The organism is Neobacillus sp. B24 (assembly GCF_055381825.1).
In genome coordinates this window covers 841,292-856,924 of the sequence record NZ_AP035777.1, presented here as the reverse complement: position 1 = coordinate 856,924, position 15,633 = coordinate 841,292, and the positions used below count along the sequence as shown (strand labels likewise).

The 15,633-nt window shown below is 32.4% G+C and carries 8 protein-coding genes; all 8 read right to left on the bottom strand.

Going from position 1 to position 15,633, the window contains the following annotated elements:
* Window positions 1-234: 234 nt before the first annotated feature.
* Complete coding sequence (locus ACZ43M_RS04075; RefSeq protein ID WP_464506166.1) at window positions 235-3,126, bottom strand: AAA family ATPase; 2,892 nt, start codon at window positions 3,124-3,126, stop codon at window positions 235-237.
* Window positions 3,126-3,680 (bottom strand): ABC-three component system middle component 1, encoded by a 555-nt coding sequence (locus ACZ43M_RS04070; protein WP_464506165.1) that lies wholly within the window; start codon window positions 3,678-3,680, stop codon window positions 3,126-3,128. The genes ACZ43M_RS04075 and ACZ43M_RS04070 overlap by 1 nt, the downstream gene beginning before the upstream one ends.
* Window positions 3,673-5,001 carry an ABC-three component system protein gene (locus ACZ43M_RS04065; protein WP_464506164.1) on the bottom strand — a complete coding sequence of 443 codons (1,329 nt, stop codon included), beginning with the start codon at window positions 4,999-5,001 and terminating at the stop codon, window positions 3,673-3,675. Before ACZ43M_RS04065 ends, ACZ43M_RS04070 begins: the two co-directional genes overlap by 8 nt.
* A gap of 21 nt (window positions 5,002-5,022) precedes the next feature.
* Complete coding sequence (locus tag ACZ43M_RS04060) at window positions 5,023-6,234, bottom strand: MBL fold metallo-hydrolase (protein ID WP_464506163.1); 1,212 nt, start codon at window positions 6,232-6,234, stop codon at window positions 5,023-5,025.
* Window positions 6,235-6,510: 276 nt separating this feature from the next.
* Window positions 6,511-7,230: a hypothetical protein gene (locus ACZ43M_RS04055; RefSeq protein WP_464506162.1), complete on the bottom strand. Its 720-nt coding sequence runs from the start codon at window positions 7,228-7,230 to the stop codon at window positions 6,511-6,513.
* Window positions 7,142-13,438: a P-loop domain-containing protein gene (locus ACZ43M_RS04050; protein ID WP_464506161.1), complete on the bottom strand. Its 6,297-nt coding sequence runs from the start codon at window positions 13,436-13,438 to the stop codon at window positions 7,142-7,144. Before ACZ43M_RS04050 ends, ACZ43M_RS04055 begins: the two co-directional genes overlap by 89 nt.
* Window positions 13,439-13,725: 287 nt before the next feature.
* Window positions 13,726-14,655, bottom strand: coding sequence for an AlbA family DNA-binding domain-containing protein (locus ACZ43M_RS04045; protein ID WP_464506160.1), 930 nt, complete (start codon window positions 14,653-14,655; stop codon window positions 13,726-13,728).
* 585 nt (window positions 14,656-15,240) lie between these two features.
* Window positions 15,241-15,561 carry a DUF3221 domain-containing protein gene (locus tag ACZ43M_RS04040; protein ID WP_464506159.1) on the bottom strand — a complete coding sequence of 107 codons (321 nt, stop codon included), beginning with the start codon at window positions 15,559-15,561 and terminating at the stop codon, window positions 15,241-15,243.
* Window positions 15,562-15,633: the final 72 nt, after the last annotated feature.

Below are 15,633 nucleotides of genomic sequence, written 5' to 3'. Positions count from 1 at the left end.
TGCAAAGCACTGACTAATTGCAGAACCCTTTTTTACTGATGGCTATCCTGCTAGACTAGTCGCTCTCAACTTTGGCAAAAGTGGCACTAAGTCACGACGGTAATTTTCATTTGCGAGAGAAAGACCCCATTTTTCAACAAAGGAAGATCTAAATGAGTTCCCCAATTACACAAAGAACAAAATTTCTTAAAATAATATAGAATATTTTATTTTAAAGATATTTTTAGATTACGATTATTCTTTCATGTCTAGTCGTAAAAGTTCATCTTTTGCATGTTCATAATTTAATTCCAATTGCTTTTTATTATTAAGATAATTTTCATTAGATATGTTTAGAGTAGGCCCTTTATCTCCATAAGCTTCATACTCAATTGTTTCTAAATTATAGAACCTAAATTTCTTCAATAATAACTTATAAAAATTCTGGTCATGAGTTGAAATAATTATTTGCTTTTTATGTTTATCCACAAATAAACGTATTAAATCTATAAAAGAAATTACATTAACTTCATCCATGCTCTGAATCGGGTCATCCATACCAAGTAATTGTAACGGGGACCATTTTTGTTTCAATGACATTGCTAAGAATAGGGAAAGAGCAATACTGTTCACTTGAGCTGAGCTGAAGACATAGGGTGCATTTGCTTTTATTTCATTTGTACCACTCACTTTAGTGACATTAATAGTTAAACAATTATTATTACGATATGTATCCATCGCTAGTTCTAATTTTGTAAATATTGGATGGCAATTAATCTGTTCGAAAATAGTTTGAATGGTTTCTTTTAAATTTGAGAATACTCTCTCATTTAAATTTGATACTGCTTCATTAGACTTATTCATTAATTCCAATAAATAAGCCATGTCTTTATTCATTTCTACTTCCTTACTTTCTAACTCAATAATTTCAATTTTTATTATATCCAATTCTTTTTGTAATTTTATTAACCTCATTTTCTCCGTATTTAATTCAATCATACTCTGAAGATTAATATTTATTGCTTCAATATCAGATATCTTTTTTAACCTCTGATTTAATCTTTCCATTTCCTCTACCAAATTAATTTCAACTTTTTTTAAATCAACGGTTTTAATATCCATATTAATTGTTACTGATAACTTAGCCAGACGATTGACCCTATTAATCTCTGATTCCTGTATGTCAATTATTTGTTGTAATGACCTCTCATATTCATCAATTTCAGAAATATTTAATATTTCCACTCCTAGTTCTTCAGGTAAATAATTACCTGACTCTTTTATTCTCATTGCATTTATTTCATTTATTTCTTCTGATAATGTCTGATTTTTATTTTCTAGCTTTTCGCTAATATTATCTTCAATTTTAAACCCTAAAAGGATACATTCTTTTTCAAATTGATTTAATTTTATTTTTAGCGAATCAATCTTCTGTTGTAGAACCTTTTGATTTTTTCTCACCGTAGAAATATTAATATCTATAGTTTTTATATTTCCTTTAAATCTATTTAAAATTTCTAGAATACTTTTTTTTGATTCTTTAATTCCTACATCTGCAGAATTAATCTCCTCATCAATCCTGTTTAATTTTGATTGTATTTCAAAAATCAATTTCTCTAATTTTGGTAAATTATCATTTACTTTTAACTGTTGTTTCTGAACATTGCTTAGAATATCCTCTTTTTTAATTCCATCTGTTCCACAGGCAGGACAGCTCCTTAACTCCTCAGAAATAACAAATATATATTGATTTAATGAAGATAAAAAAGCATTATATACCTGATCTGTACTCTTTATTTGTTTAATAGATTCTTCTAATGATCTCAGTTGAATCAACTGTTCTTGCTTTAGAGAATTCCATTGATCAATAAAATTATACCCGTTGAGCATACCTTTAAATGAAGTATTTAAGATCTCATAATCTTCTTCATTTATCTTTGATTTTATTTCTGATAAAAATCCAAGCCCATTTCGTCTTGAGAAGGTATCGAGCTGGATATTAATTGATTCCATAATCGTTAATAAACTTGCTTTTTTTTCTAATAGAGAATCTACTTTTAAACTAGAATCTCGTTGTAAAGAGATTAATGATTCAAGATTTTCCTTGTCTTCTTTAACAAGTTTCTCCGTATTTATTAATTGTTCAATTTTCAGTTTTGATAGGGATAAATCCCTAAAACTCCCCACTAGTTGTTTTTCATGTATAAGACCTTTATAAGTTTTACGTATATGTGCTAAATTAGGTACTTCTTCTTTAATTTCCTTCAAAAGCTGATATTCTCTTTGTAACGATTTTTGCTCTATTTCATTATCTTTTTGATTGGAGATTATAGATTTTAATAGTTTTCCTAAGTCATTTTTATCTGCCTTATTTTTAGGATATATTTTTATATAGTTTTCTAATTCTGTATTAAAGTCTAAATCGTCATTTATCTCAACTTTTATTTCTAGTTCTTTTGCTTCATTCTGTAACTTTTCTTTTAGCAAGCTTTTCTCTCTAACTAGTACCTTTAATTTCTCTAATTCACCATATAATGTATTTCTTACTATCCTAAACCCTTCACGATACTTATCAAAATGATCTGTACCAAAAATTGTAGAAATAGCATTATATCTATCTCTTTCTTGCATCCCTCTTAAGAATTCAGCAATTTTTTCTTGTGATAAAATGTGAGTTAAGCTTAACATTGTTGTCGGGGAACTTATTTTAGGTAACCATTCTTCATGAATAAGCCAACTTTTTAAAGTCTCCTCTGCTTCTTCATTCTCCTTATATAATAAGTCATTTTCATCAAAAATCCTCAATCTATACTTTTCATAATCAGTACGATCTGATACAGATGCTGTGCATTCTCGCTCAATAAAATAACGTTGTTCATTTGATAATATTATTCCTAACTTTACAAATGATTTATCTGAGCTCTTTGCATGTAAATTTCTTATGAATCGTGTTCTTCTCCGTTCAGGGGATGCTTCATCAAAGCGATAAATTCGACCTGTTAATCCCCACTCAATTGCATCATAAATAGACGATTTGCCATGGCCATTTGGTCCATATAAAACAATTATTTCAACACTCTCTAAACAAAATTCCTCTTTCTTATTAAATCCTCTAAAGGCTTGTAAAGTTAACGAAGTAATTTTCATTAGTTTACTCCTTTACTTTTATATGGTTCTAGAAAAATCATATTATTTACTTTATCTATAGAATGCTTTTCATAGATTCTGAAATCCAGTCGATTTGCTACCTCTGCTGATACTACTTTTCTTAGTTCATCTAAGAATTGTTTATCTGAAAAAACTTCTAGTTGATTAGAATTCTCCAATTCTAAGTCAATAGGAAGTTTTCGTTGAAATTCCTCTATGTCTTTTGATAATACAATTTTTTTAAAATACATACGGTCATTTTCAATATGTTTACAAAGTTCAATATCTTCAATACTTGTATTAATTAGTAAAATCAAATACATATCCCATTTTAAATTATATAATGAGCCTGCTAAATGACTCTGAATCCTAACAGCAAATTCGTGACTGACTTTCTCCCAGTCCCTTTTTAAACTGTTTTCATCTTCGAATACAGCAATTCCAAAAATTTGTTGGGGTGAACCAAAAACAAATTTCAAAAAATCAAGTTCTATATTTTGAAATTCAATGAATAAATCTCTTTTTCGGAAATATTCAACAACTTTATCAACCATAAATTTTTTCAACCACCATTCTTTTTAGTTCCTCGCTGTTCTCAACTTGATCTCGAACTTTACGAACACATTCCCCACAAACTATTTTTGCCTTATTTAATAATGAAAAATTGTTATTCTCTATACCTTTAATAAGACCATCATCTTCACTCTTTATATACGTCTTAAGAATTCCTTCAAATTTAAAAGGTTGTCCACAAGATTCACATAGATTATGTCGATTACTATTACTACAATTATCAATAATTATAGGATTCGGAGGGATTGGGATTCCGAATTCAATCAATATTTGTGCTGCAGATTTATTTATCATTTGATTATGCATTTTCAATAATATTTCTGGCATTACTTGATTTCTTTTCTGCGCATAAACAAAGCTCATATTTAAATCTTTATCAGATGTTACTCTAAGATTAGCAAAATCGTCATCTATTAAAATTCGAATATTTCCGTACATACTTCTAACCATAAGTATTATTTCCATTGTAGCCTCTATCCCATTGACCATTGTTTCTTCATTTGCCATAGGATACTTTGAATTTTCTAGGAAGTATTTAATATCATCTAGATTACTTGAAAATTCTTGCTGTAATTCATTTAATTCCCTTTTAAGATAGTCTTGCAGCTCATCTGGGAATCCTTCAATAAACATTTCTGTATTTAATACAGCTTTTTTTATTGATTTTTGGAGTGGTGACTCTATAAAAGGATTTTCTGATATATCTACTTTTGCTAATATAAAATCTCTTGAACGTCTGAGACTAGAAGCACCAATAATTGCTCCATTGCTTTCATTGGAAAATACCGCCACTACCTTGCCATTGCGCATTATTGGAGCACCTGATGCGCCCTTAATGCCATATTGAGCATCAATAATCTTAGGCACTTCACAGTTTAGATTTATATCAAATTTAAGATCTAGTCTGTCATCTATAGTATCATTAATTGTTCCTATGAATCGTTCACCCACAGGTCTTTTTGACCCTGGGAATCCATAAGATTCCCAATCTTCATCAACATTAATATTAGTAAAATCCAATAATAAAGGCTGAACATCAATTATAGGTTCACTCAATTTTATAATAGCAATATCATTAGCTAAATTATCTATATCTGTATCCTTTTCAAAATAAATTTCATCAATAGTATATTCTTTTTCACAAGAATTATAGGGAAAACTAATTTTATAAGTTGCTATATCTGGATTCGATATAAAAATATGTTTGGATGTCAACATATATTCGTTAGAAACTAAAAATGCTGTTGCTATCTCCCCATCATACCCATCTAAACGTGCTACTGCTTTTTTTATGTACTCCATCTAAAATATACACCTTTCCAATTACAGATGAATTTGCATACTATCCTCAGACATACTTCTATAATGTATTTTATATTGGTATTTTTTTTGCCATTCTTTATTATCAAAAATATCTAGTTTAGATATCTTATTAGTAAAATATAAATGTCTAGTGAACTCTCTTGATTCTCTTACTATTATCTTAGCGATAGTCTCAATATCCGGATGTCCATGAACACTTCCATTGGTGGATATAAAATAATGTTCAGAATCTATAATTTCTAGCAATTCATTTCTCGTATTTTTTGCGCTCCCATGATGTGCTACTTTAATTGCATCAAAAATTATAGGAAAGTCTGTTTTTTTATATATTTTTTTTATTTGCTCTTCCACAATAGACGATTTAGAATCTCCTAAAAGTAATATTTTCTTATTCATAAACTCAATTATACAAGTTATAGAACTTGCATTTATTTCATCGATATCTTCTTGAAATATAATATTAGCTAGATTTTCAGGATTATATGTTGTAGATGTATCTTTGAAAGAATTTGGAACAATTTTAGGACGCCTCATTAACGAAATGCATTCTATTGCATCATCAAAAATAGTATCATTATTTAATTCAATTGTTGGAAATTTAATTTTCAGTTCTCTTTTCCAAACTTTTTTCAAACTTTCAAGCTCTGTCATTGTTGGAGCTAAGACTATAATTTTCACCTCATCATTCAACCAAACTGGCTCTTTCCCCTTATATGAAACAGCTTGATTATTAAAACTAGAATTCCAATTGTGTTCAAAATAATGTAAATTCGCTGCTAAACGGGAACCCTGTTTTCCACTTGTATCAGTTATATTTCCATCACGATTTTGCTCTACTACGATTGAGTTTCTGGCAATGTGGATTCTTTCCTTCTTCGTTAACACCTTATCAGTGTCTGCCATTTCAAGATGTCTATAACTATTATGCCAAACCTCACCTACACTAATAATTTTTGGAGTAGTTGCAAGTCCATTATCCTCGAAGAAACGTATTCCTCCGCTAATATGATCTTGATCTATATGGGTTACAATTATTAAATCTATTTTTTCATTATTACCAGCCATACTTTTCAAATGACTTTCGACATGCTTCTTAAATGTATTACTATAACCAAAATCAACTAAAATATTGGTAATATTTTCTCCTTTACATCTAATTAAAAAGCTATCTCCATTTCCAGCTTCAAACATAATTACTTGAAATTCTTTCAAAAAAAGCACCTCTGACATGTTTTTTCATTTAGTATTAATTATTTTTTTTCAAACTGCCATATTTGTTACTCTCAACCGTCACATAACTACGTTTATAGTTTTATTTTACCACTATTAAAGTAAATACATATTTTATATTAAGCACCATTATTTACAAAATAGGTACTCTTCTTTTCCTTATGAAATGGAAAGTTGAAAAACAATAAATTATTGAAAAAATAAAAAGAATCGAGAAACTAATGTATATTCCCAATTCTTTTTATTTTTGTGATTTTGTTAACTAATTTTATTAATCTCATTTTTATACACTGAAAGCAAAAATTGATTCAATTCAGCAAATCTTTCAAGCTTTTTAATACTCGATATAATCTTTTCTCGATCCATTTGTTTTAACTGCTCAGCGGTTTCTTCAATCTCATTATCATTAAGTAAATCCTTAATTATTGAGATTTCCTCACTATTATCGAAAACAGCAGAATTCTTTAACCAATCAAATGTGTTTTCATCCGTTGAACTCTCTGCTGCCCGTTTAAATACATATTCAAGCCATACCCTCGCTGCCTCATCAATCCCACGAGCAATATCCAGCCACTTTTGGACTTCACAAGGAATATTTTCAGATTCATTATGTCTGTCTTCGAAAAAAAAGTAACGTTCATTTTCTGGATCTAGTCGCTTAAGTACCCTTAGTATAGGTTCAAAATTCTCAAACGGTCGTAGGCCCTTTGGCATATGTGATCTATGTTCCCACAATTTTAAAATTGTTTCAAAACAACGCTTCTCAGATTCCTTTTTTTCAATGCCAGTAGTGTGTTCAGCAAATTCAATTTGCTCTGAAATGTAGTGTGCCATCCATCTAGCAAGGGTATCTACACTAGACTCCAAATTCAGTTCCCTGACCAGTGCTTTACCTAAGTTCATAATACGTTTCTGTATCTCTGAGTCTTCCATCTGCTGAGAGGACAAATATTTTGCTAATTGGTGGTTTATATCCATCTGTCTCATCACTCCTCATATATGACTTCTGTCTAAAACGTCTACGAATTTGGACTTCAATAATTAGTTCACTTTCAAATTCTAAACAGAGTTTTTTCAAAAAGGAAGGCGATGCAGTTAGTCTATTACCGTATCGGGTTGGTTCTTCGTCATCACTATCGTTCATGGTACTCCAAAGTTCACAATAAACCGATCCACATTCTTCCCCAGGTAAAAACCATACAGGACCCTTTTCATCTACTGATAACCTCATTTTCTCAGCGATTGATTGTCCAACTTTAAATGGTGGATAATTTAATTTGGCAGAGTATGGGTCATATTCATCAAAGTATTTATACACTTCATCTTGTAATACCCAACCCTTTAGCACAAAAGGAAAATTATTTAATTCCATATCACTTTCATCATATTCAGGTAATTTAAAATCACGTGGGTCTGAACATGTACTTAATGCGTTAAGAAGTGATTGAGAAGTCTCTTTAGAAACAAGTGAACTGGTAACATGAAAACTTTCCAACCTATCCTCGTCACTATCCGACCAAAATCCAAAGACATTTAGCATCTTTTCTCCCTTTAAATCAACAAGGAGTCCTTCAATAAAATCAATGGAGCTTATTTCGGAACCCCAGTCAGAAGTTCTTGTATCCAAAACCCACTTCCTTCGTGTTATAGGAACAGCAGCCCTACAATCGTATAACCATAAACCGTCGGTTCGGGTTATTAAGTATCTAGAAAACCACTCTTTCCACTCATCCTCGTACCAATCACGCGCCTGTACTACAGGCATTTTTCCGAGTAGTTTTGCAGCTACAACAAACATAGCGTGCAGAGAAAGATAAAAGCTATAATCCTCAACACGAGGGTATCCACCATGGCTATGATAGGTTTCTTGTTGTTTACTTGAGGATCTCCATAAAACATGGCGTGGATCATTTTGATAGCCTCCATCATTGTCTATGTTCCATTCATTAAGCACAACATCAGTTGCAAGGTCCTCTATTTGCTCACCTGAAATCCCAAATACATGTCCTAGCGGCTCAAACCAATAGCGATCAAAATCATATCCATGGTGAAACTTTAAATTTGGATTGACTTTTCCATTTTCATGCCAGTAACTATCTTTCTTCTCCCACCGATTTTCAACCTTAATCATACTATATTGGCTTATTCCAACTTTATTAAGGAGTTGAATTTCCTCTTTTGAATAAGTGCCTGGAAATGCATTTTCTAAGTTAAGAGCAATCATAGATGCATATTTTTGAATTAGTATATGCGGTATAGACTCCAGGGCATATTTATAAAAGATATCACTGTATCGAAGTAGAATTTGTGGATTATGAATAGAGATTCGTGCAAATGCAATTAATAGATACAATCTTGCATGTAAGTTGTAAAATGGAAACTTTCGGCAACCAAAGGGTCCAACAACATCACGTTCCATCCAATTAATCAATGCTTCTATCTGATCTCCACACTGTGCATCAGCAAGTCTCCGTACACAGTGAGCAGCACGCCATCGAGTTGAACGTCGTGGTGATCCTAAGGCAGACCAAACAAAGCCAGCGAATGCATTGTCAATATTGCTAGGTGGCAACAATAAATTTGACCATGGCCCATCGGAAAAATCATCTACAATGTGCATTTCAAATCTAAGCAGTGCAAACTCAAGCAGTTCTGTTGCTTCTTGTGTAGTAATAAGCTTTGATGCTATACTCACAAAACTAAAAAATTCTTCAGCATTAACCAAAGCACCAAGACTTGATAGTCCTTGAATTATCCCTTTTTGAATATGTGGAATAATTTCTGCTTTGTCCCTAAATTTATTGGTAAAAAAACTTACCATATCACGTTCAACAAGATTTTTGGCAAACCGTCTCCCAACGGTTTCCATTATTTTAGGCCATTCATTTTTAACACTTATTTTACTGTACCAGTTGTCCGGAAGTTGCAAGAGAGCATCTTGAACATCATAAATGTCCGCATTGTCAGTGCTTAATAATGTGTATAAAAATTTGACTGCATCACTATCATGGATTTGGTTGTATACTTCTTGCCAGAACTTTACTTTATTTCGGGACATTCCTGGTATTGCATCATAATGTTCCAAGGCCTTCCTTAGACCATCGTTTGAATATAATCTTAATTCACCTAATAGTTGCTCCCAATTAACTGTTTCCTTAGATTCTAAATTGAATGACGTATTTGTTTCTTGAGATTGTTTAGATAAACTATGTTTGTTTTCGTAATTATCGTGAGCTATAACCTCATCCAATTGTTTATTCTGTAAAGAAAACTTTAAGGCCTTTTCACTAAGCAACTTCCAAATTGGGCCATCAATTCCATTTATTCTGAGTTCCTTTATTACTGCATCTAAAATATTCTTTCTATGTTCATTTAATTGTTCCTTTTCTATACATTTTAATGAAAAATCTGCTACCTCCGTAACATCCATAAAGGTAGACAAAGACCAAGCTACTGTCGGTGTTAGATGGCCAGTTGATAAAATTTCTTTAGCCAAAGCAACCAATTGACGATTAAAACTTCCTATTTCACGGTCACGCCATCTACTTAAAGCAGCTAAAGCGGAAACAGGGGATAGTCTAACACAGGTACGTATTGCCTCATCCCTATTCCAATATTTTTCACGATCTACGTTTTCACCAATAAGCTCAGCACAACGTATAAATCTATAGGCAATTTCATAAGGTGCAGATTCATTTTTTTCTCTTTTGTTTGCTAGTGCAACAACAGCCTCCCATCTTTCAACTATTTCATCTCCAAATTTTGAAACGGCATCAATAGCAAAGTTAAAGTAAATGGCAGCATCATCCCGATTTAAATTGACCACCGCACGAGCAAGATCAATATACAAGTTTGCTCTGATTTCTGGACCCTCATCTGTTGCGGAATTAATAACCTTAAAAGCGTCCTGCTCAAGCTCCCTCTTTATCCCATTAAGATGATTCAATCGAAAGGCAGAACGAACTAATTTCAAACGATCTTGAACTAATAGTTTTTTATCGTTATGCACATAATTTTCATAAAAATTCTTCGCATCTGTACTCTCAACAAATCTATGAAATTTCATAATTTCAGAGTTAATTTTAGATATCTCCATGGGTAGCCTGTCATAATCTCTCCAACGGTTAGCGCGTGCAGTTTTTGAACGATTTACCGCATCCTTTACCTCATTAAAAAAGTTGACTATAGTACCCATTAGGCTTCGGAGTCGAACTAAATACCAAGGAGTTAAACCATCAATTATCTCCATAAATTCTTTAGTTTTTTGGTCACTTTTATAATGTTTCTCTTTTAGAATATCCTCTGGAAGCAGTGCGTCCAGAGCATACTCCTTTTTATTTAAAAGCACATTTTTTAATACCAAAGCACGTAAAAAAACATCACGATCATTATGTTGAAAAGTACTAGTAATAGATCGTGGAGCCCTCTCGGAATAATAATATTTTAATACTCTTAAAATCTTTTCCTTTGGTAGCCTTCTAGCTGCACATGATTCCAAAAACGAAATAAGAGATAAAAGTGTTGTATCTTGGAAGGTATCTTGAGGTTTATCTATTCGAGTACGTTTTATGGTAAGGAGCTCCAGGCATGTCCGCAGTATTTCGGCACTAGGTAAATGCCCAACCTCCATCAATTCATGAGTTAAAGCTATTATCAAATACTGGCTCCGTAACCCAAATTGTGCAATTTCAGCTATAGTAGCAAAATCTCCTGCATCTACTAACCGTTTAAACAATTCCCTTGAAACACGATAGATAACCTTATCGGGTCGCCAATGAAGAAGATAATCTACAGCCTTTTTTACTCCATATAAATTAAGATGTGCATGCACGAGTTCTACAATATCATTATGTTTAAATTGCTCATGATGAAAGGGCTGGTCTACAAGTTTTTTTCTTTTATCTCGCTCTTTAAAATATATATCAAGCCAGTTAAGTGCGGAACGCAGATAATTTCTCGCTTCCCCTTTAAATTGTTTTACATTTGATAATAGTGATGCTGAATAAACATTCTCGGATCCATTCCATTCCCCACTAAATTGACGACGAAATGCGAACGCCTGCACTCGTTCTTCATCTAATAACGGCGCTATCAAATCAATATTGTTTCTTAATAGCTCTAACTGGCGTTTATCACCAGCCACCTCTTCACCCGCACGTAATGCTAATTTTATTGCATTAGCGTAACTTCTTTGTTTTAAACTTGCTTTAAATGCAAATTGCAGTCTATAAACTCGAACATTTCGCTCGTCAATAGGATTTATATCTGGTAGCAAATCATCTGATAAAGCAAGGTCAACAAGTTCCGAAAACAATTCTGCCTGTAGGAGTAAAGATGGCAAAGTCGAAGCTACATATGTATACTCCTTTGCTAAAGGCTTTAAACGCTCTATATAAAATTGAATTTGATCTTTTGAGGCTGCAAACGTTTCACGAAACCAAGTTTCAGTAGGTTCATCTCTGAACTGTACTGAAGTATCAGAGACCCACAGTGGGCGCCCCATATCCGCTACAAAACTCTTTATTGTGGATTCTTCAACATCAGCTGCCTTAGATAGTACACGCAGAGGAATAAAAGGTGGCAACGTTGCAAGACCAATACAGATAGAATCAACTTGCTTCTTATAATCAAAAGCTAGTCTATCCTTTATTTTTGAAACAGCTGAATTTAACTGTCCTTTAATTTGTTCATCAACTGTAGTTCCGAATCCACTAAGGCTAATAAATAGTTCATTGATTGTATTTTTGTTTAGGCTTAAAGCGTTAGCTTGAACACGTGGATTACCATTGGTAAGTCTATTGAATTCTAATCCATCATCTATGGAAGCTTCATAATACTTAGAAATTAATAGATTAAATGATTCTTCAACAGAAAATGGTTTTAACTCAATTTGTTTAACACTACTTAGTGGTTGGAGAAGGTGAACTCGTTCCGTTCTACAGAGTGCTACAATCTTAACTCCATCAATTATATTTTCCCGAAGTAGTTCGTGAACAAAACAATTATCATTAAATTCTATTGCGGCCATTTCAGCGTTGTCTGCTGCATCAATTAATATAACAATATTTGCATCTGCATTTGTGGTCCTTAATGATTTAACAGATGTTTTGAGCCTATCTAAGAATTTTCTTAATATATCATCTTCAGATGAACTGGATCTTATTAATAACGGGTCACATAAGCCTTTAGAGGCCATTTCATTTGCTATCTGAACAAGTGCATCACGATGCCGATGGCGTAATTCACTTCTATTCCGGTAACGACCACCTCCAAAACAATCATAAACAATACCGAATGAGCCAATCTGTAAGGATTGAACTATTTGACGGGCGAAAACTGTCTTTCCAACTCCGCCAGGGGCATGGATAATTAACGGATTTTCAGAATTAATAATACTCTTCAATAAATTTTCGTGTTGATTCCGTTTTAAAACATTTTCCAACTTTTCAAATTCGGGTGGAGCAGGAAATAGATCGTGTTCTGAAGTAACTCCAAAGTATTTCAGTATCTCTTCCCGTACAATCAAACCATTAGAATGTGGTAAAGCTTTATCACGAACTAAGGCAGTTATATTTTCTATTTCTGGGCTATCAACGCTTCCAGCGAGTATTTGTGATATTTCCGCGTGAAGCTCATACTTCTGAGCATTATAATCTCCCTCACCATCTGTAAATTTAAGACAAGCACAGAAACCCTTTAAATTATCACCGCTTAATTGGGTGTATTTTTCAAGAGTTCCTCTAAATTGTGAGTTTACCTTTTCCATATTAACTATTTTTACCACATTGTCTTTAAGACTTTCGCTTATTGGTCTATTGGTAACAATAGTAAAGTTAATTTGTGAATCTGAAGGAGCTTTGTGATGATTATTGATCCAATCAAGGTATCTCTTGGAAAATCCTTCGAATGTTTCTTTTAAATCACTAAGATTAAAAGGGACATCTTTCTTTACAGTAGTATGTTTCAATTGGTAATAAGCAATTTCTTGAAATCCACCCATAAGAGGTACTGAATACTCTGCAACATCAATTACATATTCACCAGCTAATTCCTTTTCCCTGGAGCCCTCAATTACAATATATTGAATTGGCGATTTGGGAGATATTAGTCTAAGACAGCGTCTGGCTGCCCAACGATAATGGAAAATATCCCCAGCCCTCGAGTATCTTACAAGTTCGTTTTGCATTGGTTTTCACCTTTTCCTTAAAAACAATTATGAAATACCCTTCAAAATTATTTTTCAATTATGGATTGTTTATCGAACTTATGGTCATATTCGCTAAGAATGAGCAATTTATAGTATTCTTTTTCTTTTTCTTATTGTTATTGGTAATATATACATAATTTCCTCCAATTACATATTAAACTATGTAGATACATCTCTTATCCCTTCTTAATACTAAAGATTTAGTATTTGATATTATTTTTTCAGATAATATTTAACATTTTTTTGAACTTTGTAATCAGATATTATTATTTCATTTTATGCGTCCGAAATTTATGAGGGATCCCCTTCTGTTTTTTTACTTTCCAAAGAAAATCACCATTTACAAATAAATTTCCTTGGTCTACTTCTGTGGAGTATTCATTACCCCGCACATCAAATAGAAAAAGTTCGAAATGGTAGTCCTTGTTTCCAACACCGTATTCATCAATATCCAATCGTAAAGGATCAGATGAACTGAAACCAACAAATAATTGACCAACTATTTCTGATTTGGGCTGTATTCCTATTTTAAAATCAGCTCCAATCACTTTATCTATACCAAATACGGGATGGTGAGATAATTTCCTACCATCCTTATTGTATATGTTCATATAACCTGCAGTGATTGTAATTGGGTTCTCGGTGGTATTTGCTAATAGTACGTCTATCGATGCACAACCATCCAAGTCATGTACACCATAAAGGGTTTGTTCAAGTAATTTGACTTCAAATAACCCTTTATTTTGATATATAAAATCAAAATCACTCCGCTTTGCTATAGAGTTTGAACTTCCCTTACGAATTAAGCATAGACCTTCATTTAATTTATTGTATTTTCGTTTAAGCATATAAGGTTTACTATTTGTATTATAAATTCTAAAAACTCCAAGAAAAGTCCCTTCGTATTCATATTTAAAATAATCAAACTGAATATCGGGTTCAATGTTACTCAAAATAACCTGGGTATAATTTGATGAATCAACAAATTCATCAAGAGTAATCCCCTTAACTTCTTTTCCTTCTGGTCTATCCTTAACCCCAATAATAATGAATTTATCTCCTTCATGACGAGAATTGGCCATTGCCATAATGTCAGCAATTAGGTCCATATGCTTGTCCTTCGAATATTGTTTTTCTTTAAAGTCTAGATATTCACATTCATATCCACGCCTTATCAATTCTTCAATCTTTTCCACAACGTTTCTCCTAAAGTAGATTTACATATTATAATTCGACAAATCTCACCATTTTCCTATATTTACCTAAGAAAATTTTGCGAATTCTTAATGAAATATTCAACTCAGTATTATAGTAAATACAAAAAGGACCCGTATTGGCCATTTCCTAATCTCTTTTCTCCAAGTTACTCCTTGCGATGCCCTTATCAGAAGTGACTTTTTTAGTAGAAGGAGTATACTTCAAGAGAAAGTTAAGGATTTAGATGACCTCGATATCCCTGAGTTAATAAAAGCAGTTCATAGGAATATAAAGTTAATTCCAGATGATGTAGAAGATGCTCACAAGGTGTATTTGGCAATTAAATAATGTTGTTTTTGGCAGTATGTTTTTTGAATGTGAAAAAGCTGAAAATATGCAAGGGATGAATAAAAACCCGCATATTTTCAGCCTTTTATTAATTTAGGATATTGAACAAAAGCACCCGTTTAAGTGTAAGTTCTCACAAACTAACATCATTAAAGGTATGGTTTTAATTGGATTATTCCGAAATTCCATTTTGAAATCGTGATTACATTTTAGCTTTTTGAGCTTCCACTAACGTATTAATCAACTAATTCAATGGAAAGAGTATTAATTTGAGCAGGATCTGATTCTTTGATTTCACCATCATAACCAACTTCTACTTCATCCCCAACCTGAAAGGTTACTGCACTATTTACTGAAAGGTCAACAAGTATTCTATGCGTTCTGCCGCCTTCCTCCCAATGAACAATAGCACGATCGTCGGTAATCATTTTTGCGATTGTTCCTCTAAAAGTTACATATACTTCACGTTCATCTATGCTTTTTACATCTTCTGTGTTACAAGCAAATAATAAACTGCTTATGAAGAGTATAAATAACAAATTGTATTTCTTTTTCAAGATACATTCCCCTTTAATAGTATTCATTACAACAGCATCTACTTTTCACATTAGACGCATCAACCAGATGAA

Bases quoted from the DNA above. Each gene is read 5' to 3' on its own strand.
- ACZ43M_RS04050 (WP_464506161.1), bottom strand. From the start codon at position 13,438: ATGCAAAACGAACTTGTAAGATACTCGAGGGCTGGGGATATTTTCCAT.
- ACZ43M_RS04075 (WP_464506166.1), bottom strand. From the start codon at position 3,126: ATGAAAATTACTTCGTTAACTTTACAAGCCTTTAGAGGATTTAATAAG.
- ACZ43M_RS04055 (WP_464506162.1), bottom strand. From the start codon at position 7,230: ATGGATATAAACCACCAATTAGCAAAATATTTGTCCTCTCAGCAGATG.
- ACZ43M_RS04070 (WP_464506165.1), bottom strand. From the start codon at position 3,680: ATGGTTGATAAAGTTGTTGAATATTTCCGAAAAAGAGATTTATTCATT.
- ACZ43M_RS04065 (WP_464506164.1), bottom strand. From the start codon at position 5,001: ATGGAGTACATAAAAAAAGCAGTAGCACGTTTAGATGGGTATGATGGG.